Below are 20,986 nucleotides of genomic sequence, written 5' to 3'. Positions count from 1 at the left end.
ATAAGCGCCTGTCCTCTACGGTCGCAATGGCCCCCACACCACGCCACTGCACCAGGAAGGTCGCACCATGAGCGCTGCGGATCTGGCGCGACTCCAGTTCGCGGCCACCACCGGCATCCACTGGCTGTTCGTGATCCTCACGATGGGCCTGGTCCCCATCGTGGCGATCATGCACACCAGAGCCGCGTTCACCCGAGATCCCGCCAAAGCGGCCGTACGTGAGCGCATGACGCGCTTCTGGGGCCAGCTCTACCTCATCAACTACGCCGTCGGCATCGCCACCGGCATCGTCATGGAGTTCCAGTTCGGGCTCAGCTGGAGCGGGCTGAGCAAGTTCGCCGGCAACGTGTTCGGCGCCCCGCTAGCACTGGAAACCCTCATCGCCTTCTTCGCCGAATCCACCTTCCTCGGCATGTGGATCTTCGGATGGGGGCGGCTGCGCCGCCGCGTGCACGTCACGCTGATCTGGCTGGTGGCCCTGACCGCCTACGCCTCCGCCTACTGGATCCTCGTCGCCAACGGCTTCATGCAACACCCGGTCGGCTACCAAGTACGCGACGGAGCCGCCTACCTCACCGACTTCACCGCGCTGCTGACCAACCCGAGCGCGCTGATCGCGCTGGCCCACGTCACCCTGGCCGCGCTGACGACCGGCGGGGTGTTCGTCGCCGGCGTCAGCGCCTACCACTTCGCCCGCGGCACCAAGGAGACCGACCTGTTTCGCGGCTCGCTCCGCCTGGGGGTGTGGGTGGCCATGCTGGCCTCCTTCTTCGTCATCATCGTCGGCGACATGCAGTTCCCCCTGCTGCGCCGTACCCAGCCGATGAAAATCGCCGCCATGGACGACAGCGGCGTCGCCCAGGTGCAGGCCCAACTCGTCCAGCAGTACGGACCGGGCGACTACACGCTGCCGGGCGAATGGCTGCGCGTCTCGATGGACGCCATGACGATCATCGGCAACACCATCTCCACCATCACCCTGATCGCCGTCATCCTGCTGTGGAAGGACTGGCTGGTGCGCTGGCGCCCCCTAGCCTGGCTGATGACCGCGATGATCCCCTTCCCGTTCATCGCCTCAGTGGGCGGCTGGGTCTTCCGCGAGGTGGGCCGCCAGCCGTGGCTGGTCTACGGCGAGCTGAAGGTCGCCGACGCCCTGTCCCATGTCAGTACGGCTGCGCTGGCCATCTCGTGCGCGACCTTCATCGCCATCTTCGTGGCGCTGGCGGTGACGAACTGGACGCTCATCACCCGCCTGGCCAGACGCGGCCCGGACGCCACCCAGCTCGGCGCGCCACTGCCGCTGGCCGAAGACAAGCAAACGGTTCCGGCCTTCTGAGAGCGAGACGACCATGCAGACGTTCTGGCTGGCCCTGCTCGGGCTGCTGCTGTCCGGGTACTTCGTGCTGGGCGGCTACGACCTCGGCGTGCAGCTGCTGCACCCGTTCATGAAAGACCGCGACGCGGCCCTGGGCGCGATGGCACCGTTCTTCCTGGGCAACGAGGTGTGGCTGGTGGCCTTCACCGGCGTGATGTTCGGCGCCTTCCCGCACCTGGAGGGCAGTCTGCTGTCAGGGCTGTACCCGCTGGTGGTGGCGATCTTGGTCGGGCTGGTGGTAGGCAACACCGCGGTCCAGTTGCGCCGCCGTACCCGCCGCGGCCGCCGGTGGTGGCAGGCGCTCATCGTGGCGGGCGGCGCGTTGCCGGCCGTGTGCTGGGGGCTGGTGGTGGGGTTGTTGCTGCACGGGGTGCCGCGCCGCGCCGACGGCAGCTTCCACATCGGGGTCGGCCAGGTGCTAACGCCGTTCGTGCTGGCCTGCGGGGTGGGCATGGCGTTGCTGTTCGCCGCGCACGGGGCGGCCTTCCTGGCGCTGCGCTCGGCCCCTGCCCTGACCGCCAGGGCCCGCCGCGCGGGCACCACCCTGGTGGGCGCGGCAGGCGCCGCCGCAGTCCTGGCGCTGGTGTTGACGCTGCTGGGCGTGGGCGCTTCGATGACCAACCCACTCACCTCGGCGCTCCTGACCGGGATGCTGGTGACGGCACTGGTGGCCGCCTGGTGGTCGCTGTCGCGCGGGCACCGCATCCGTGCCTTCGCCGCCACCTGCTGTGCAACAGTCGCGCCGGTGCTGCTGGTGGGGGCAGGACAGTACCCGTACGTGCTGGCCACCAAAGCCGGTGCAGGCCTGAGCGTCGCCGAGGCTGCGGCCGACGGCACCACGCTGCAGATCCTGACCGCGTTCGGAGTGGTGCTGATCCCGGTGATCCTCGCCTACCAGGCGTGGAACTGGTGGGCCTTCCGCACACGCACCGCCAGCAGCTACTTCTGAGCCCGGCCTTGCTCCTGAGGATCTATGCCAAGTGCATCGACGGCCAACGCGAAATCGCCAACCACCGTAAAGAGATAGCGCTGGAATCATGATCCACGAGACCCGGCTGCGGAATCCCTGCGGAATGACCATGCCGATGCGTAATCAGCCTCGTTCGCCGTTGCAGGTCAGGCTTGGCGGCGACATGCCGTTAGTCTGCGAACATGAAGTTCAGGAGTTCGCGCTGGTATTCGGGCAACGACCGGAACTCCTACATCCATCGGGCCTGGATGCGGCGCGGGCTGCCGCGCGAGGCGTTCGAGGGGGAGCGGCCGCACATCGCGATCGCCAACACCGCCTCCGACCTCACCCCCTGCAACTCGCACCTCGACGAGGTGGCGCAGAGCGTCATGCACGGCGTGTGGGAGGCCGGCGGCGTACCGCTCAACCTGCCTGTCGTCTCGCTCGGGGAGACGAACGTCCGCCCGACCGCGATGCTCTGGCGCAACCTGGCGGCCATGGCCACCGAGGAGATGCTGCGCGCCAACCCGATCGACGGCGTGGTGCTGCTCGGCGGCTGCGACAAGACCATCCCGTCGCTGCTGATGGCCGCCGCCTCGGTGGACCTGCCCGCCGTCGTGATGCCCGGCGGCCCCATGCTGACCGGGCACTTCCGGGGCGCGCCGCTCGGCTGCGGCACCGACGTGTGGCGGCTCAGCGAGGAGGTACGCGCGGGCACGCTCTCCCGCGAGGCGTTCCTCGAGTCCGAGTCGTCGATGATCCGCAGCCGCGGCCACTGCAACACGATGGGCACCGCCTCCACGATGGCCTGCATGGCCGAGGCGCTCGGCATGACGCTGCCCGGCACCGCCGGCACCCCCGCGCCAGACAGCCGCCTGCTCGAACGCTCCCACGAGACCGGCCGGCTCGCCGTCGACCTCGTCAAGCGGGGCCGCCGGCCGAGCCAGGTCATGACCAGGGGATCGTTCCTCAACGCCATCGTCACCCTCGCCGCCGTCGGCGGCTCCACCAACGCCGTCGTCCACCTGCTCGCCATCGCCGGCCGGCTCGGCGTCGACCTCACCCTGGACGACTTCGACCGCACCGGCGCCGGCGTGCCGCTGCTCGCCGACCTCCAGCCCGCCGGGCGGCACCTCATGGACGACCTCTTCCGGGCGGGCGGGCTGGCCGCCGTGCTGAAGGAGGTCGAGGACCTGCTCGACCCGGCCGCGATCACCGTCACCGGGCGGCCGTTGGCCGAGCACGTGGCCGGGGCGGAGATCTGGGACGAGACCGTCATCAGGCGGCGCGCCGACCCGCTGCTGCCCGACGCGGGCATCGCCGTCCTGCGCGGCAACCTCGCACCCGGCGGCGCCGTGATCAAACCCGCCGCCGCCTCTCCCGAGCTGCTGCGGCACCGCGGCCGGGCCGTGGTCTTCGACAGCGTCGAGGACGTGTACGCCCGCCTCGACTCGCCCGACCTGGACGTGGACGAGACGTCCGTGCTGGTGCTGCGCGGCTGCGGGCCCAAGGGCTATCCCGGCATGCCGGAGGTCGGCAACCTGCCGCTGCCGGCGAAGCTGCTGGCCAAGGGCGTACGCGACATGGTGCGCATCAGCGACGCCCGCATGAGCGGCACCGCGTACGGCACGGTCGTCCTGCACACCGCGCCCGAGGCCGCCGCGGGCGGCCCGCTGTCGAAGGTGCGCACCGGTGACCCGATCGTGCTCGACGTGGCCGCGCGGCGCCTGGACGTGGACATCCCCGACGCCGAGCTGAACGCCAGGCCGCCGGTCGTGAGCGGGCACGCCAAGCCCGCCCGCGGCTGGGAACGCCTCTACGTCGACCACGTCACTCAGGCCGACCGCGGCGCCGACCTCGACTTCCTCGTCGGCTCCAGCGGCGACGCCGTCGGCCGCGAATCTCACTGAGCTCCTAAAGACTCCGCTCCGCCGTGCGCGGAATCAACCGCGATGGGTATGCGGTTACGGCACGATGGTGACCCGGTTTGGCGACATGAGGAGGAAGCGTGAACGGCGATATCACCCAGAGCCAGGAGTGGGCGGCTTTGGCCAAGCACCACGAGGAGCTGGCGGGCAGGCACCTGCGGGAGCTGTTCGCGCAGGACCCCGGCCGGGCCGGGCGCATGACGGTGACCGCCGGCGACCTCTACCTCGACTACGCCAAGCACCGTGCCACCCAGGAGACGATAGACCTGCTGGTGGCCCTGGCCGAGCGGGCGGGCCTGCGCGACCGGATCGGCGCCATGTTCGGCGGCGAGCACATCAACGTCAGCGAGGACCGCGCCGTCCTGCACGTCGCGCTGCGCCTGCCCAGGGGCGCCGAGCTGGTCGTGGACGGGCAGGACGTCGTGGCCGACGTGCACGCCGTGCTCGACAAGATGAGCGCCTTCGCCGGCCGGGTCAGGTCCAAGGAGTGGAAGGGCGCCACCGGCAAGCCCATCGAGACCGTGGTCAACATCGGCATCGGCGGCTCCGACCTGGGCCCCGCCATGGCCTACGAGGCGCTGCGCGACTACGCCGACGCCGGCATCACGGCCAGGTTCGTCTCCAACATCGACCCCGCCGACATCACCGGCAACCTCGCCGATCTCGACCCCGAGACCACGCTGTTCGTGGTCAGCTCCAAGACCTTCACCACCCTCGAGACGCTCACCAACGCCAGGGTCGCGCGCCGCTGGCTGGTCGAGGCGCTGGGCGACGAGGCGGTGTCGAAGCACTTCGTGGCCGTCTCCACCAATGCCGAGAAGGTCGACCAGTTCGGCATCGACACCGACAACATGTTCGGCTTCTGGGACTGGGTCGGCGGCCGCTACTCCTACGACGGCGCCATCGGGCTGTCCCTCATGATCGCCATCGGTCCTGAGCGGTTCCGCGAGATGCTCGCCGGCTTCCACACCATGGACGAGCACTTCCGCACCGCGCCGTTCGAGGCGAACATGCCGGTGCTGATGGCCCTGCTCGGGATCTGGTATACCGACTTCTTCGACGCCGAGACCCGCGCCGTCCTGCCCTACAGCCAGCGGCTGCACCGCTTCCCGGCCTACCTGCAGCAGCTCACGATGGAGTCCAACGGCAAGTCCGTACGCGCCGACGGCTCCCCGGTCACGGTCAGCACCGGCGAGATCTTCTGGGGCGAGCCCGGCACCAACGGCCAGCACGCCTTCTACCAGCTCCTCCACCAGGGCACCCGCCTCGTCCCCGCCGACTTCATCGGCTTCGCCGAGCCCTTCGAGGACCGCGAGGGCATGCACGACCAGCTCACCGCCAACCTGCTGGCGCAGACGTCGGCGCTGGCGTTCGGCAAGACGGCCGAGGAGATCGCGGCCGAGGGCACCGCGCCAGAGATCGTCCCCCACAAGGTGATGCCGGGCAACCGCCCCACCTCCACGATCCTCGCCCCCAAGCTGACCCCGTCCACGCTCGGCCAGCTCGTCGCCCTCTACGAACACATCGTGTTCGCCGAGGGCACCATCTGGGGTGTCGACTCCTTCGACCAGTGGGGGGTGGAGCTGGGCAAGAAGATGGCCCTCGACCTGGCCCCGGCCCTCACCTCCGACGAGCCGCCGACCTCGCTCCCGGACCCGTCCACCGAGCGCCTGGTACGCAGGTACCGCGAGCTACGCGGCCGCCGCGTCTGACCCCCGCCCCGGCGCGCCCGGCACCGGGTGGTGCGCCTTGATACCCGGGAGACGGATGCCCGTAAGGTGAACGCCATGACCTCTATGACGCAGTTCGTGGCTTTCGGTGGTGTCGTGTTGCTCGGGGCCATGTCCCCCGGCCCGGACTTCGCGGTCGTCGTACGCCGCTCCGCCGTCTCCGGCCGCGGGTACGGCATGGCCGCCGCGCTCGGGATCTCCGTGGGCGTGTTCGTCTGGGTGGTGGCCGCGGCCACCGGCGTCGCGGCGCTGCTGTCCGCCTCGGCCGTGGCGTTCACCGTGGTCAAGGTGGTCGGTGCGGCCTACCTGCTCTATCTCGGGGTCAAGGCGCTGCGCTCGGCCCTGCGCAAGGGCGGGGAGCTGGAGCTCGGCCTGCCCGACCCTGGGCGGCGCAGCTCGTCGGCGGCGTTCGGCGAAGGGCTGCTCACCAACGTGCTCAACCCCAAGGCGGCGCTGTTCTTCGTGGCCCTCGTGCCGCAGTTCGTCAGCTCGGGCGCGTCGATCGGCGACACGCTGGTGTTGTCCGTGATCGCGCTGGCGGGCACGGTCGCGTGGTTCCTGGTGGTGGCCAACATCGTCGGTACGTTGCGCAGGGTGTTCGCCAGGCCGGCCGTGCGCAGGACCGTGGACGGCCTGACCGGGGCCGCCCTCATCGGCCTCGGTGTCAAGCTGGCCGCGACCAGCCGCACGTAGACCGTGCCCGCAAGGTCCTATGACATCGCGACGCCGAGCAGGTTGCCCAGGCCGAACGTGACGGTGGCGGCGCCGACGCCCAGCGCGAGCTGCCGCAGGCCGCCCAGCCACCACGGCCGCGCGGTCATCACCGCCACCGCCGCGCCGAACCCGAACAGCCCGAGCACGCTCAGCACCACGGCCGCCACCAGCCCGGACGCCCCGAACAGGAACGGCACCAGCGGCACCAGCGCCCCCGTCGCGAACGCGCAGAACGACGACCCGGCGGCCAGGTACGGCGAGGGCAGGTCATCCGGGTCCACACCCAGTTCCTCGCGCACGTGCACCCGCAGAGCCTGCTCCGGATCGGCCGACAGCCCCTCGGCGACCCGCCGCGCCAGGTCGGCGTCGAGCCCGCGCGACCGGTAGAGCGCGGCCAACTCCGCCCGCTCGCCCACCGGGTTGCGGGCCAGCTCGCGCCGCTCCACGGCGATCTCCGCCCGCATCAGCTCGGTCTGGGACTTGACCGACGTGTACTCGCCGGCCGCCATGGAGAACGCCCCGGCCGCCAGCCCGGCGAACCCGGCGAGCACCGCGGCCCGCCCGGCGCCCGCCGCACCCACGACCCCGGCGATCAGCGCGAAGTTGGACACGAGCCCGTCCATGGCCCCGAACACCGCCGGACGCAGCCAGCCGCCGGTGACGTCACGGTGGCTGTGGTGACTCTCCGGAGAGCGCGGCCGGGAGAGCTCGATGGTCATGTAGTTCCTCCACTTACGGGTCTCTAGTCCAAAATGTAGGCATATGTCGCCAAGATCCGCAACGAAGGAGAGGCTTGCCTGAGCTGCGAAAAGGCCGCCTCGGTGACGCAGTGTGCACGGGCTTGCACAAAGAGGGTGCGGGGTGAGTCAAGCCCGGGTAATGTCGTCGCGTCACTCGGTGTGATCGCGTGAATGCGTATGGCCGTGAAGTGTGCGGCATGCGAGACTCGGCTTATGGAAGGTGGCGAGGAAGGCATGAGTGCCCTGCCAAGCGAGGGCTGGCTAATCGAGCACCCGCTCCCTAAGCCGGCACGCCTGTTCCCGCAGGCCCGTGCCACCGGTTACACCGTCGACGACTGGCTCAAGCTGCCCCAGACCGGGGAGCGCATCGAGTTGATCGACGGGAGTCTCGTGGTGCACGGCGTACCTGCCCCGAATCATGCCATCTGCGCCAAGCGGTTGGTGCGCCTGCTGGATGACGCGAGGCCGGATGATCTCGAGGTGGCTGAAGCGGTGGGGATCGTGGTCGGGGATGACGGTCTCATCCCCGACGTCGTGATCGCGGACGCGGACGCGATGGTTTCAGGGTTCCCAGAGATCTCCTTCCCCGAAGTGGTGGCGGTGGTGGAGATCGTGAGTCCTGGGGTCGGGAGCAGGAAGCGCGATTACGAGATCAAACCACCCAAATACGCCGCAGCAGGCATCCCCACCTTCATCCGCGTCGATCTCGAAGGAAAGAGTGCACCCCGGGTCGAGGTCTTCCAGCTGCGCGGGTTGGCGTACAAGCTCGATGCCATGGCTGAAGCGGGCGAGGTTCTCACCATCACCACGCCGTTTCACGTCTCCTTCGATCCCGCGATCCTCGCTGGTCGCCGCAAATCCTGAGGCGGGTTTGCGGCGCCGGAAGGAGGTGCCGGTCAGGCGTGGGCCGGGGCCGGGACGGCGGGCTCCGCGGTCTGCGGGCCGCGGATCAGGGCGTCGCAGTCGGCGATCGCCTCCTCCAGCAGCCGGCGCAGCAGGACGTCCGGGTCCGCGATGCAGGCCTGGACGATGCCCACCACCGACAGCTGCACCGCGTTGGGCGCGGCGTACCGGCGGAAACCCTTTTCCGTGATCCGGGCCGCGCGGCTGAAGCGCCTGGCCTGCTCGGCCGCGTGCGGCACCTCCTCCATCGCCCGGCGGCTCTGCTCGCTCAGCCGTCCCGACGGGACCCCGTCGAGCCTGGCCAGCATCTCCTCCGCCGCCAGCACCGACACCGCCAGCGCGAGCTGGCGCTCGGCGGCCGCCACCGGCAGCGCCGTCGTGGCGCAGCGCAGCGCGATCCGCGCGTCCACGCGCAGGTCGTCGCTGGCCAGGCCGATGATCGACGGTACGAGCCCGACGAGCTCGGCCCGGCTCTCGTCGCTGGTGTTGTCGTTGACCAGGCGGGCGAGTGCGGCCAGCAACGGATGCGTGCAGGCCGGATGGTCACTCCACCGCTCCCCGGCCAGGTAGGAGGCCAGTTCCATGAAGCAGGCACCGCGTTTAGGGTTGCGATGTCTGCCGCGGGACAGGACCGGCATGTGATCAAGCTGATTGTCCACGGATGCTCCACTGCTCCACGCGATCGCCGTCTCTCCAGTCTGCGCCGTCGTGCGCGTCTACGCCAGAGAGTTTCTTCGTATGGCCGTTCCGTGCGCATGCCCAGCTCGGCGGGCCTGAAACCCTGCTAAGACGTGACGAAGACCGCGACCGTGCGGGCCGGGATGGTCAGCGTGCCGGTGGCGGGGTCGAACGCCGACTCCCGCACGACCGGATCGCCGGAGGCGACCTGTACGGGATGCAGGGCCACGTCCCGCCCCGCCGGCGCCGCCAGCGCCTGCGTGCAGGCCGACGGGGTGGCGTTGAAGACGACGGTGACCGACGTCCAGCGCGGATCGAGGCCCGTCGTGTCCACGTGCATGGTGATCACGCCCTCGGCCGAGTCCGGGAACGACAGCCGTCGCCGCACCTCGTCCAGGGAGCCCAGCGCGAACGCCGGCGTCGACGACCGGATCCGCAGCAGCTCGCCGAAGCGCGCCCGGCTGGCGTTGATCGCGTCGCAGCCGGGCCGCAGCGCCGCGTCGGCCAGGAGCGGCCTGGCGTACGGCCACCTGGCCTCGTTGTCCGCCCTGGGCGGCAGGCCCGCGCCGAAACCGTTGCCGGCCGCGCAGTCCCACAGCAGCCGGTTGAACCAGTCGCCGGAGTCGTAGGAGTTGCGGTCGAGGGACTTCGACCGCAGCCGCTCGCTGCCCGCGTGCACGAACGCCGTCCCCTGCGACAGCATCGCCGTGGCCAGCGACAGCGCCTGCATCCGCACCCGGTCGGCCATGGGAGTGTCCTGCGGCAGCTTGTACGCCAGCGCGTCGAACAGCGTCTCGTTGTCGTGCGCGTCCACGTATGCCACCGCCTCGCCGGGCGCCTCCGCGTACCCCGCCGGTGAGCCGTTGTGGTGGATCTCCGAGCCCTTCTTGCCGGACGGCAGCACGTAGTCGCGCAGGCTCCCGGTCAGCCCGACCCTGATCACGTCGCAGTAGGCGGCCAGCCGAGCCCGCTGCTCCTCGGCCGAGCCGTTGGCCGGTGCGCCGTTGGGGGCGCCCGCCAGGCCGGAGCCGAACCCCTGCACCCGGGGGTCGGCGTCGAACGGGCCGCCGCCGCGCACCGCGTCCCGCAGCCCGTCGATGAACGTGCCGATGCCGGTGCCGGCCAGGTTCGCCTGCGTGGCCTGCTCGAACCTGGCGTCGTCGGCGACCTCGCCGAAGTTCCAGCCCTCGCCGTACAGGATGATCGACCTGCCGTCCACGCCGTCCTTCGCCACGGTCAGCGCGTCGAGCGCCCGCCGCACCGCCAGCATGCCGGCCTTCGGATGGTGGCCCATGAGGTCGAAGCGGAAGCCGTCCACCTTGTAGTGCCTCGCCCACGTGACGACGGAGTCGACCACGAGTTTGCCCATCATCGCGTGCTCGGGGGCGGTGTTCGCGCAGCAGGTGGAGGTGGCCACGGAGCCGTCGTCGAGCAGCCTGTGGTAGTAGCCGGGCACGATCGGGTCGAGCACGCCGGTGGAGTGCGTGTGGTTGTAGACCACGTCCATCACCACGCGCAGCCCGGCCCGGTTGAGCGCGGCGACCATGCCGCGGAACTCCTTGATCCGGTCGTCCGGATCCGTCGCGTACGAGCCCTCCGGCACCGTGTAGTGCAGCGGGTCGTAGCCCCAGTTGAAGGAGTCATTCGCGGCCGTGCGCGCCACGCACTCCTGCTGCCGCTCGGAGTCGGCGGGCAGCGCGGCCAGGTCGCAGTCGGGCTCGGTCCGGTCGGCCCGGCGCTCGGGGATCGTGGCGATGTCGAACACCGGCAGCAGGTGCACGTGCGTCAGCCCGTCCTCGGCCAGCGCCCGCAGCTCCCGCATCCCCGCAGTGCCCCCGCCCTTCCCGTCGTCCCCGTCGAAGGCCGCGTACGTGCCGCGCCGCCCGGCCGGGACGGTCGCGTCGGAGGCGGAGAAGTCGCGCACGTGCAGCTCGTAGATCGACGCCTGGTGCTGCGGCACGGCCTCCGGCTTGGCCAGCCGGTCCCAGCCGGGCGGCTTGTGGACCCGGGCGTCCAGGTCGACGAGCCTGCTGCGCACGCCGTCCGGGGCCACGGCCAGGCTGTACGGGTCCGTGACCTCGTTGGTCACCACCATGCCGTCCTCGGGGGAGTAGACGGTCACCAGGAACGTGTACTCGCGGCCCAGCCACGTCGGCGGCCCGTGCGCCGACCAGACGCCGGTCTCGTCGTCGCGGCGCATCCGGTGCACGGTGCGGCGGCGCGGCCCGTACAGCGCCAGCTCGACCTTCTGCGCGGTCGGCGCCCACAGCGCCAGCTTCGGGATGATCCGGCCGGTCGGGCCGAGCGTGGCGGTGGTGGCCTTGGCGTACACGTCGTCGAGCACGCCGGGGATCTGCACGCCCGTCGCGGCGAGCAGCCTGCCCGAGGCGTCCCGCGCCACGGCCACGACCTGGCCGCGCAGCGCCTCCTTCACCAGGCCGGCATCGCGCGGGCCCACCTTCAGCGCCTGGCAGGCGGCCAGGTGCGGCCACCTGCGTTGCTGCTCGCCGGTCAGCGTGCCCGGGGTCAGGCGGACGAGCCGCAGGTCGCCGGTCAGCTCGTCCTCGTCGCAGGCGATGTCGCCCTTCGCGCTGAAGGCGAGGAAGTGCCGCGACGACGGCTCGACCTGCCAGGCCACCGTGTCGCGGTCGATCCAGTGTGCCCTGGCCTCGGTCAGGTCGGCTTTCGTCCTCTTCGCCCCCTCGGCGAGCGGCACCCGGAACACGGCCCCGACGGCCGCGGGGGAGTGGCCCGCTCGGTCGGCTCGGCCGCGCCGTCCCACACGTGCAGCCTCCAGCCGTCATGGTTCCCGTTCGGCCTGAGGTAATGCAGGACGGCCGTTGTCGCCTTTGCAACCCTCTCTGGAAGTTTCTGAAATTCAACGCCTAGAGATGTAACAGGTTGCAGAAGGCTTTGCGTTCGCCTCTACCCGGACGCATCACGGCGGCGTAACGTCCGGCTTGATCCACCTCCGATCGAGCTCTGTGAGGAGAGGACATGCGACGACTCTTACCCGCCGCAGCGGTCGTTGCGGCACTCGCGCTGGCGGTTTCCGCCTGTGGCGGCGGTGTGCCCGCCCCCGCGCCGCCACCCGCCGACCCGTCGAAGATCACTGGTGAGGTGACGTGGTGGGACACCACGCGGCCGGAGAGTGAGGGGCCGACGTTCCAGGCATTGATCAAGGAGTTCCAGGCGGCGTACCCCGGTATCAAGGTCAACTATGTGAACGTGCCGTCGGACCAGGCGCAGAACCAGTTCCAGACGGCGGCGCAGGCCGGGGCGGGCGCGCCGGATGTGATCCGGTCGGAGGTGGCCTGGACGTCGCAGTTCGCGTCGCTGGGCTATCTGCAGCCGCTGGACGGCACCCGCGCGGTCGACAAGCCGGAGGACTTCCTGGCGGGCCCGTTGAGCAGCACGAAGTACGGCGGCAAGACGTACGCGGTGCCGCAGGTCACCGACACCCTCGCGCTGATCTACAACAAGCGGCTGCTGAAGGAGGCCGGCCACGAGCAGCCGCCGGCCACGGTGGCGGAGTTGAAGCAGGTCGCGCTGGACGTCAAAGCCAAGACCGGCGCCGAAGGGCTGGCACTCAACGTCGACTCCTACTTCCTCCTGCCGTTCATCTACGGCGAAGGCGGGGACCTGCTGGACGTGGCCGGCAAGAAGATCGTGGTGAATTCGCCGGCGAACGTGAAGGCGATCGAGACGGTGTCCGATCTGATCACCTCCGGCGCCGCGCCGAAGCCGGCCACGACCGAGAGCTATGCCAACGCGATGACGGCCCTGAAGGAGGGGAAGGCCGCGATGATCTACAACGGCCCGTGGGCGTTGTCGGAGATCTATCAGGGCAAGGAGTTCCAGGACAAGAAGAATCTGGGCATCGCCCCGGTCCCGTCGGGATCGGTCAAGGCGGCGGCTCCCACGGGCGGCTGGAATCTGGCGATCTACGCCGGCTCGAAGAACATCCCGGCGGCGTACGAGTTCGTCCGGTTCATGACCACGGTCGACGCGCAGGCGAAGATCGCCAAGGAGATCAGCCTGCTGCCGACCCGCACGTCGGCGTATGCGAATCCGGAGGTGCAGGGCAACGCGGACGTGGCGGTGTTCAAGCCGATCATGGACACGGCGGTGCCGCGGCCGTGGATCCCGGAGGGCGGGCAGCTGTTCCAGCCTCTGCTGGAGGGCTACCAGTCGCTGGTGGGCGGCAAGTCCGGGCCCGCGGACATGCTCAAGAAGGTCGATGAGCAGTATCGCGGGATCATGAAGGACTGGAGCTGACCCGGTGGCGGTCTCGACCGGGCGCGTGCCGGCCGCGGGTGAGTCCGCCCGCGGCCGGAACCACCGCCATGACAAGCCGGGCCCGTTACGGCGCCTCCTGTTGGCCCATTGGTACGCCTGGGCGATGATCGCGCCGGTGGTGGTCGTGATGCTGGTGCTGATCGGCTGGCCGCTGGCGCGAGGGGTGTACCTGTCGCTGACGGACGCGACCGAGGCCAATATCGGCCGCACCATAGGGGTGAACGTGATCCCGGCCACGTACGAGTTCGTCGGCCTGGACAACTATGTGCGGATCCTGACCAGCAGCCTGTTCTGGGACAAGCTTGCCTGGACGGTGATCTGGACGGTGGTGTGCGTGGCCGCCCACTACGGCATCGGCCTCGGCCTCGCGGTGATGTTGAACCGCCGCCTGCGGTTCCGGTCCGTCTACCGGGTGCTGCTGATCCTGCCGTGGGCGGTGCCGGCGTTCGTGGCCGCGTTCATCTGGCGCTACCTCTACAACAGCGACTACGGCGTGATCAACGGGCTGCTCAAGCTGGCCGGGCTGTCCGGGGTGGGCTGGCTGGACGATCCCACCACGGCGAAGATCGCGGTCATCGTGGTGAACGTGTGGATCGGGGTGCCGTTCATGATGGTCGCGCTGCTGGGCGGGCTGCAGTCGATCCCGGCCGAGCTGTATGAGGCGGCCGAGGTGGACGGGGCGAACCCGTGGCAGCGGTTCACCGCGATCACGTTGCCGGGGTTGCGGCAGGTGTCGTCCACGGTGGTGCTGCTGGGCACGATCTGGACGTTCAACATGTTCCCCATCATTTTCCTGATCACCCGGGGCGGGCCGGGCAGCGAGACGGAGATCCTGGTCACCTACGCCTTCCGGGAGGCGTTCACCGGGATCCGCGACTACGCCGGGTCGGCCGCCTGGGGCGTGATCATCCTGGCCATGCTGATCGTGCTGGCCGTGGGATATCGCCGGACGTTGCGCAGTCGAGGAGAGCCGTGGTGAGCCCGAGCCACAGGATGCGAGGTGAGCGGGGCCCGCTGGCCTCGATCGGCCTGCACGCCGGACTCCTCCTGGCGGTGGCCGTCTCGCTGTTTCCGGTGGTGTGGCTGGTCCTCACCTCACTCAAGCCGCGCGACGGCTGGCTGTCGACCGAGTTGCGGCTCTTCGACGACTCCTCTCTGGACAACTACGCGCGGGTGCTGACGGGGACGCGATTTCCGCAGTGGCTGCTCAACAGCGTGCTGACCGCGGGGCTGACCATGGTGGCCGGGGTGTTCCTGGCCGCCACCACCGGGTACGCGGTCAGCCGGTTCCGCTTCCCCGGCCACCGCGGCGTGATGTGGCTGCTGCTGATCACCCAGATGTTCCCGGTCGCCATCCTGATCGTGCCGCTGTACAACCTGATGGCCGGGCTCGGCCTGCTGAACCAGATCCCCGGCCTGGTGATCGCGTACATGACGATCGCGGTGCCCTTCTGCGCCTGGATGATGAAGAGCTACTTCGACACCGTGCCGGTGGAGATCGACCAGGCCGGGCTGGTGGACGGGCTGACGCCGTTCGGGGTGTTCTGGCGGGTGGTGCTGCCGCTGGCCCGGCCCGGCATCGCGGTGACCGCCTTCTACTGCTTCATGACCGCCTGGGGCGAGGTCGGCTACGCCACCGTGTTCATGTCCCAGGAGGACAAGCGCACCCTCGGCGTCGGCCTGCAGCAGTTCGTCGGCCAGCACTGGTCCGACTGGGGATTGATGACCGCCTCGGCCGTGCTCATCGCCATCCCGGCCGGGGTCGTGTTCCTGATGGTCCAGCGGCACCTCGTCACCGGCCTCACCGCGGGAGCCACGAAATCGTAATCGGCCAATCACTGTACGTGATGGCGTGCCACGCACGATCCTGGTGGCATGGACGGATTCATCGACAGGACCTGCGGAGGTGTGACCGAGCTGCGCGTGCACGGCGTCAACGGCACGCCGCCCGAGGGCATGCTCAACCACCCCCACCCCCGCCGCGTCACGGGCGGCGGACCCACCGGGTTCTACCGGCGCTGGTGGCCGACCGGCCGGCCGGTCGGCGACGACGCGGACGTGCCCGGCGTCCGTCACCGGGAGGCGTACGCGTGGGGCGGCCTCACCTCCGGCGGCCGGACGATCGCGCTGTGGCTGCCGCTGCTGCCGTTCTCGCTGGCGAATCTGTCCTACTTCATGCTGCCCAGGCCGCCACGCGGCGCCCGGCTGCGGCACGTCACCGAGGCGGCCCAGCGGCTGTTCGCGCTGCTGCTCACCGGCACCCTCGTCGGCGCCGTCACCAGGGCGAGCGTGGACCTCGTCGGCTGGCAGTGCACGGCCGCGGGCCGGGCCTGCACCCACGACACGTCCCCGGCGTGGGTGCACTGGATGGGCGCGCTGTGGGGGAGCGAGCCGTCCCGGCGGCTGGCGGTCACCGCGCTCGTGCCGCTCCTGGTCGTGGTCCTGCTGTGGTGGCTCGCGCGGCGCACCTGGCGGCGCGACGAGCAGACCGTCATCCCTGCCGACGGCGTCTCCCGTACCCGTCCGCTGCTGGCCCGGCCGCGGCTGTGGCACGGCGGTGCGCCGGTGTGGCGGCTGCGGGTCGTGCACGTCGCCTTCTCGATCGCGTCGATCGGGCTGGCCGTGTCCGCGCCGTTCGCCGGCACCCCGCAGGGGCTCGCCCTGACCGTCGCCAACGGCGGCGTCCAGCTCGCCGCCGCGGTGCTGGTGGTGCTCCCGTGGCTCGCCAGGCGCGTGGACCCGCACTCCGGCGCGCGTGCTCCGGAGTGGCTCACGTACGCGTGCCTGGCCTTGCGGGCGGCCGCGCCGCTGGTGTTCGCGGCCACGGTCGCGCTGGCCCTGGCCGGGATGTCGCCCAGTGCCACCGGACTCCAGCTTCCCGGTGTCGGCGTTGGAGCGTTCCAGTTCGCGCTCACGATCGGGCTCGGCCTGTTCGTCCTGGTCACCACCTGCGTGCTCGCCGCCATGGACCGCCCACGGAGCACGAGGGATCCGATCGAGCGGCGGGCGCTGGGCGGGCTGGCGGGCTGGTTCGCGCTGATGGCGGCCGCGGGCACCGCGAACGTGCTGGCGCTCGGCGTGCAGTTCTGGACCGCCACGTTCCTCGGCCTGCCGGGCAGCACCGCCGAGCCCGAGCCGCTCGGACGCAAGCTCTTCCTCGACGACGCCGTCTGGTGGACGGCGGCGCTGGTGCCTCTCCTGCTGCTGGGACTCCTCGCCCTCGCGGCCGTCCTCTGTCTGATCCGCAGGGCCGAGGCGGCCCGGCTCGCGCCGCGGCTGGCGCCGTACTACGGCCAGCGGCACAGCGGCGCGGTTGCGGCCAAGTGGGCGCTCGCCGCGCTCACCGACCGCGCCGGGCTCGTGCTGGCGGTGCTCACCGGCATCGGTGTGGCCGGGTTCGCCGCGGTGACCGTGATCTACCGGTTCCGGCTGTTCCCTCCGATCGGCGGGATCGCCGGGCTGCTCGCCTCGATCGGGAGCTGGGCCATGATCGCGGCCATCGTCGGCGTGGCGCTGCTCGGCCGCCTCACGTACTGTGACTCCCGGCTGCGCAGGACGATCGGGATTCTCTGGGACGTGTCCACGTTCTGGCCCCGAGCCGTCCACCCGCTCGCCCCGCCCTGCTACACCGAGCGCGTCATCCCCGAGCTGATCGCCCGGGTCGGCAGGCTCGCTGGGACCGACCGGGACCGGGTGATCCTCTCCGGGCACAGCCAGGGCAGCGTCATCGCCGCAGCCCTGGTCCCGCAGCTCAACCCCCGGCTGCGGCGGCGGGTCCGCCTGCTCACTCACGGCTCGCCGCTGCGCCGCCTGTACGCCGCCTTCTTCCCCGCCTACTTCGGCACTCCCGGGCTCACCGCCGTGCGTGACGCCGTGCCGTGGTACAACCTCTACCGGCTGAGCGACCCCCTCGGCGGACCCGTGTTCCGCCGCGTCGACCCCCTCGGCGCCGGGCCCGGCGCCAAGAGGATCGACGCGGACCCCGTGGACCGGTTCTGCTGGGACCCGCTCCGGCCGGGACCCGGCCAGCCGCTGCCCGAGGCGCGGTGGCACTCCGACTACTGGCTCGACCCGCTCTACGACGAGGCGCTCGACCGGCTGATCCGCGTCAAGCGCGCCGCGTGAGGGCCACGCACGATCTGAAATTATCTTTTAGTTCACCCTTCGGTCTTGAAAGTTATATCCGCGAGCGATTGAGTTCGGTCGTGCAGACCCTCCGATTGCTGGCCGCCGCCGCGTTCCTGTTAGCCCCCGTGGCACTGACCGCCGCGCCCGCCCAGGCCGACCCCGCACCACCCGCAGAGGACGCGCTCGAGGCGTCGTCCTATCCGCCGCCGTCCACGCTGCTCGCCCGGGCCGCCGCCGGGCAGCCGCGGCTGGAGACGGCCAAGAGGACCCGGCCCGTCGCGCCGGGGATCTCGCTGACCTCGTTCGACACCTACGACGCGCTCGGCTGGTTACGTGCGGACGCGATCACCGCCGACCTCGGCGGCGCGAAGGCCGACTACGTCTTCTCCGGCGAGGTGTCCAAGACCGAGCCGCTGTCCGGGCCCGCCAAGCGCTCCCGCGCCGTCGCGGCCGTCAACGGCGACTTCTTCGACATCAACAACTCCGGCGCCGCCCAGGGCGTCGGCGTCCAGAACGGCAACCTCATCCAGTCGCCCGTCGCCGGGCACGAGAACGCGGTCGCGGTCACCGGCGACGGCGTCGGCCGCGTGCTGAAGATGTACTTCGAGGGCACCGCCACGCCGGCCGGCGGGTCGCCGATCCCGCTCACCCAGTTCAACCAGATCGTGCAGGGCGGCGGCGCCGGGCTGTTCACGCCGCTGTGGGGCTCCTACAACCGGGCCCGCGCGGTCGAGGGCGCCGCGTCCGTCGCCGAGGTCGTCCTGGTGAACGGGGTCGTCTCCGAGGTGCGCGCCTCCGCGGGCACCGGGCCCATCCCCGCCGGGACCACGATCCTGCTCGGCCGCGACGCCGGGGCCGCCGCGCTGGCCGCCCTCAAGACGGGCGATCGCGTGGACGTGAAGTACCGGCCCAAGGCGTCCGACGGCAGCACGGTCAAGGCGGCCGTGGGCGGCAACTGGGTGCTGGTCAAGGACGGCGTCGCGCAGAACTCCGCCGACCCGGCCGCGCACCCGCGTACCGCCGTCGGGTTCTCCGCCGACGGCCGGAAGATGTACCTGCTGACCGTGGACGGCCGCCAGGCCGACAGCCGCGGCGTCACGCTCAACGAGCTCGCCGCCATGATGGCCGACCTCGGCGCCGCCAACGCGCTCAACCTCGACGGCGGCGGCTCCTCCACCATGCTCGCCCGCGAGCCGGGCTCCGCCGGCGTGCAGGTCGAGAACAGCCCCTCCGACGGCGGCGAGCGCCACGTCCCCAACGGCCTGGCGCTCTACGCGCCCGAGGGCAGCGGCAGGCTCAAGGGCTTCTGGCTGGAGACCGCGAGCGACCCCGCCAGGGCGCCCGGCGTCGCCCCCGTCGCCGGAGGCCGCCCCGACCGCGTCTTCCCCGGCCTCACCAGGCGGCTGACCGCCGCCGGATACGACGAGACGTACGGCCCCGCCGCCGGAACCCCGTCCTGGCGGTCCAACCCGGCCGTGCACGGCATCGTCCGCGACGGCAGATTCCACGCCCTCGTGCCCGGCCAGACCACGGTCACCGCCTCCCGCGGCGGCGCCAAGGGCACCATCGACCTGACCGTGCTCCAGCCGCTCCAGCGGCTCGGCACCACCGCCGACCGGCTCGGGATGCCGGGCGCGGACGGCACCGCCACGTTCGGCGTGGTCGGCTACGACCGCAACGGAAACTCCGCGCCCATCGAGCCCGCCGACCTCGCGCTCGACTACGACAAGAGCCTGTTCGAGGTCACCGCGGCCGAGCACGGCTACTTCACGGTCAAGGCCAGGAAGGCCACCGGGTCCGGGCTGATCACCGCCAAGGTCGGCAAGAACAGCACTGCGGTGCCGGTGACCGTCGGGTTCGAGGAGAAGCCGGTCGCCGACTTCGAGGACGCCGCGAAGTGGACGTTCGCCGCCGCCCGCGCCACCGGCTCGCTGTCGGCTGCGCCCGGGCAGAGCGGGGGCGGCCTCAAGCTGTCGTACGACTTCACCACCTCGACCGCCACCCGCGCCGCCTACGCCAGCCCGCCGCAGCAGATCGTGGTGGACGGGCAGCCACAGGCGTTCGGGCTGTGGATCCACTCGACCGGCAAGGGGGAGTGGCCGAGCCTGGAGTTCTACGACGCGCTTGGGCAGTCGCAGATCCTGCGCGGTCCGTACATGACGTGGACCGGCTGGAAGTACGTCGAGTTCGCCGTGCCCGCGGGCGTCAACTACCCGCTCCGGCTGCGGCGCTTCTACGTGGCCGAGACCAAGGCCGACGCCAAGTACACCAACGAGATCCTCATCGACGGCCTGGTCGCCAAGGTGCCGCCGGCGGTCTCCGCGCCCCCCGCGCCCAAGGTCGCCGACCCCGTGGTCAAGGCCGAGGTGGCGGGGATGCCCTGGCGGTTCGCGGTCATGTCCGACGCGCAGTTCGTGGCCAGGACCCCCGACAGCGACATCGTCAAGAACGCCCGCCGCACGCTGCGCGAGATCAAGGCGGCCAAGCCCGACTTCCTGCTGATCAACGGTGACCTGGTGGACGAGGCGTCGCCGGAGGACTTCGCGCTGGCCAAGCGGATCCTCGATGAGGAACTCGGAGGAGAGCTGAAATATCACTACATTCCGGGCAACCATGAGGTCATGGGCGGCAAGATCGACAACTTCAAGGCCGCCTTCGGCGACACGTACCGGACCTTCGACCACAAGGGCACCCGCTTCATAACCCTCGACACCTCGCGGCTGAACCTCAGGGGCGGCGGCTACGACCAGGTGGCCATGCTCAGGTCCGAGCTGGACAAGGCCGCCGAGGACGCGTCGATCGGGTCCGTCGCGGTGCTGTTCCACGTGCCGCCGCGCGACCCGACGCCCGGCAAGGGCAGCCAGCTCGGCGACCGCAAGGAGGCCGCGCTCGTGGAGGGATGGCTGGCCGGCTTCCAGCGCGACACCGGCAAGGGGGCCGCCTTCATCGGGGCGCACGTGGGGACGTTCCACGCCGCGCGGGTGGACGCGGTGCCGTACTTCATCAACGGCAACTCCGGCAAGAACCCCGCCACCGCGCCCGACGACGGCGGCTTCACCGGCTGGTCGCTGTGGGGCGTGGACCCGGTGACGCGGGCCGAGGCCGAGCACGTGCGCCGCAACTGGTTCGCGGACTCGCCCGACTGGATCGGCACGCAGGTCCGCCCGCACGTGGACGACCTCGTGCTGACCGCCCCCGCCACGGTCGCCGTGGGCGCGCCCGCCGAGGTGACGGCCGCGGTCGGGCAGGACGGCAGGACGGTGCCCGCCGCGTACCCGGTGTCGGTCACGTGGTCCGGCTCGCCGAACCTGCACGTCGGCACCCGCCAGACGGCCAAGCCGTGGCACGTCGCCGTCCTCGACCCGGCGGCGGGCACGCTGACGGCGCTGCGCAAGGGACAGGTGACGGTCGCGGTCACCGTCAACGGGGTCACCCGCCAGGCGGGCGTGGCGCTCACCGCCAGGGCGGCCGCCTGACCGCTCGCCACGACCGTGCCGCGCGACCGCCCGCCATGCGGTCGCGCGGCCTGGCCACGGCTTTTC

General features: G+C 71.0%; 15 protein-coding genes. 11 read left to right on the top strand and 4 right to left on the bottom strand.

The features are described 5' to 3' along the window. Positions 1–67: 67 nt before the first annotated feature. The 5 genes from EJK15_RS25820 to EJK15_RS25800 all read left to right on the top strand — a co-directional run bounded on the left by EJK15_RS25820 (position 68) and on the right by EJK15_RS25800 (position 6,675). Entirely contained in the window at positions 68–1,336 is a 1,269-nt protein-coding gene (locus EJK15_RS25820) for a cytochrome ubiquinol oxidase subunit I (protein ID WP_138713046.1), read from the top strand. A gap of 13 nt (positions 1,337–1,349) precedes the next feature. Continuing rightward, the gene (locus EJK15_RS25815) at positions 1,350–2,324 is read left to right on the top strand and encodes a cytochrome d ubiquinol oxidase subunit II (RefSeq protein WP_138713045.1); all 975 of its coding nucleotides are present in this window, start codon (positions 1,350–1,352) and stop codon (positions 2,322–2,324) included. A 203-nt stretch (positions 2,325–2,527) separates the two neighbouring features. Further along, positions 2,528–4,234, top strand: a complete 1,707-nt coding sequence (locus tag EJK15_RS25810) for an IlvD/Edd family dehydratase (RefSeq protein WP_138713044.1) — start codon at positions 2,528–2,530, stop codon at positions 4,232–4,234. A gap of 98 nt (positions 4,235–4,332) precedes the next feature. Further along, positions 4,333–5,964 carry a glucose-6-phosphate isomerase gene (gene pgi / locus EJK15_RS25805; protein WP_206061110.1) on the top strand — a complete coding sequence of 544 codons (1,632 nt, stop codon included), beginning with the start codon at positions 4,333–4,335 and terminating at the stop codon, positions 5,962–5,964. Positions 5,965–6,039: 75 nt separating this feature from the next. Further along, entirely contained in the window at positions 6,040–6,675 is a 636-nt protein-coding gene (locus tag EJK15_RS25800; RefSeq protein ID WP_138713043.1) for a LysE family translocator, read from the top strand. 17 nt (positions 6,676–6,692) lie between these two features. Here EJK15_RS25800 and EJK15_RS25795 read toward each other — a convergent pair whose 3' ends face one another. Further along, on the bottom strand, positions 6,693–7,415 hold the full coding sequence (locus EJK15_RS25795; protein ID WP_138713042.1) for a VIT1/CCC1 transporter family protein: 723 nt from the start codon (positions 7,413–7,415) through the stop codon (positions 6,693–6,695). 234 nt (positions 7,416–7,649) lie between these two features. Here EJK15_RS25795 and EJK15_RS25790 point away from each other — a divergent pair, with 234 nt between their 5' ends. After that, positions 7,650–8,300, top strand: a complete 651-nt coding sequence (locus tag EJK15_RS25790; protein ID WP_171074531.1) for a Uma2 family endonuclease — start codon at positions 7,650–7,652, stop codon at positions 8,298–8,300. A 32-nt stretch (positions 8,301–8,332) separates the two neighbouring features. Here the strand turns inward: EJK15_RS25790 and EJK15_RS25785 are convergent, their stop codons facing one another. The 3 genes from EJK15_RS25785 to EJK15_RS74800 form a co-directional block, all read right to left on the bottom strand. After that, positions 8,333–8,998, bottom strand: coding sequence for a hypothetical protein (locus EJK15_RS25785; protein WP_240777206.1), 666 nt, complete (start codon positions 8,996–8,998; stop codon positions 8,333–8,335). A 125-nt stretch (positions 8,999–9,123) separates the two neighbouring features. Next, positions 9,124–11,799: a pullulanase-type alpha-1,6-glucosidase gene (pulA, locus tag EJK15_RS25780; RefSeq protein WP_338089889.1), complete on the bottom strand. Its 2,676-nt coding sequence runs from the start codon at positions 11,797–11,799 to the stop codon at positions 9,124–9,126. Next, a complete protein-coding gene (locus tag EJK15_RS74800; RefSeq protein ID WP_171074533.1) occupies positions 11,691–11,924 on the bottom strand; it encodes a pullulanase-associated domain-containing protein in 234 nt (77 codons plus the stop codon). The genes pulA and EJK15_RS74800 overlap by 109 nt, the downstream gene beginning before the upstream one ends. 90 nt (positions 11,925–12,014) lie before the next feature. On the opposite strand from EJK15_RS74800, the gene EJK15_RS25775 reads away from it, so the two are divergent. From EJK15_RS25775 to EJK15_RS25755, 5 genes are all read left to right on the top strand, one after another. Beyond that, on the top strand, positions 12,015–13,295 hold the full coding sequence (locus tag EJK15_RS25775; RefSeq protein ID WP_138713040.1) for an extracellular solute-binding protein: 1,281 nt from the start codon (positions 12,015–12,017) through the stop codon (positions 13,293–13,295). Positions 13,296–13,299: 4 nt separating this feature from the next. Next, the gene (locus EJK15_RS25770; protein ID WP_171074530.1) at positions 13,300–14,295 is read left to right on the top strand and encodes a carbohydrate ABC transporter permease; all 996 of its coding nucleotides are present in this window, start codon (positions 13,300–13,302) and stop codon (positions 14,293–14,295) included. Next, positions 14,292–15,143 carry a sugar ABC transporter permease gene (locus EJK15_RS25765; RefSeq protein WP_240777205.1) on the top strand — a complete coding sequence of 284 codons (852 nt, stop codon included), beginning with the start codon at positions 14,292–14,294 and terminating at the stop codon, positions 15,141–15,143. Before EJK15_RS25770 ends, EJK15_RS25765 begins: the two co-directional genes overlap by 4 nt. A 48-nt stretch (positions 15,144–15,191) precedes the next feature. After that, positions 15,192–17,441 (top strand): hypothetical protein, encoded by a 2,250-nt coding sequence (locus EJK15_RS25760; RefSeq protein WP_138713039.1) that lies wholly within the window; start codon positions 15,192–15,194, stop codon positions 17,439–17,441. Between the two features lie 80 nt (positions 17,442–17,521). Then, the gene (locus EJK15_RS25755) at positions 17,522–20,920 is read left to right on the top strand and encodes a phosphodiester glycosidase family protein (protein WP_240777204.1); all 3,399 of its coding nucleotides are present in this window, start codon (positions 17,522–17,524) and stop codon (positions 20,918–20,920) included. Positions 20,921–20,986: the final 66 nt, after the last annotated feature.

The organism is Nonomuraea basaltis (assembly GCF_005893125.1).
Taxonomy (GTDB): Bacteria; Actinomycetota; Actinomycetes; order Streptosporangiales; family Streptosporangiaceae; genus Nonomuraea; species Nonomuraea basaltis.
This window is presented reverse-complemented; position numbering and strand designations above follow the sequence as displayed.

Excerpts from the sequence above, each read along its gene's own strand:
- EJK15_RS25820 (WP_138713046.1), top strand. The coding sequence starts at position 68 with ATGAGCGCTGCGGATCTGGCGCGACTCCAGTTCGCGGCCACCACCGGC.
- EJK15_RS25815 (WP_138713045.1), top strand. The coding sequence starts at position 1,350 with ATGCAGACGTTCTGGCTGGCCCTGCTCGGGCTGCTGCTGTCCGGGTAC.
- EJK15_RS25810 (WP_138713044.1), top strand. The coding sequence starts at position 2,528 with ATGAAGTTCAGGAGTTCGCGCTGGTATTCGGGCAACGACCGGAACTCC.
- EJK15_RS25800 (WP_138713043.1), top strand. The coding sequence starts at position 6,040 with ATGACCTCTATGACGCAGTTCGTGGCTTTCGGTGGTGTCGTGTTGCTC.
- EJK15_RS25795 (WP_138713042.1), bottom strand. The coding sequence starts at position 7,415 with ATGACCATCGAGCTCTCCCGGCCGCGCTCTCCGGAGAGTCACCACAGC.
- EJK15_RS25790 (WP_171074531.1), top strand. The coding sequence starts at position 7,650 with ATGGAAGGTGGCGAGGAAGGCATGAGTGCCCTGCCAAGCGAGGGCTGG.
- EJK15_RS25775 (WP_138713040.1), top strand. The coding sequence starts at position 12,015 with ATGCGACGACTCTTACCCGCCGCAGCGGTCGTTGCGGCACTCGCGCTG.
- EJK15_RS25760 (WP_138713039.1), top strand. The coding sequence starts at position 15,192 with ATGGACGGATTCATCGACAGGACCTGCGGAGGTGTGACCGAGCTGCGC.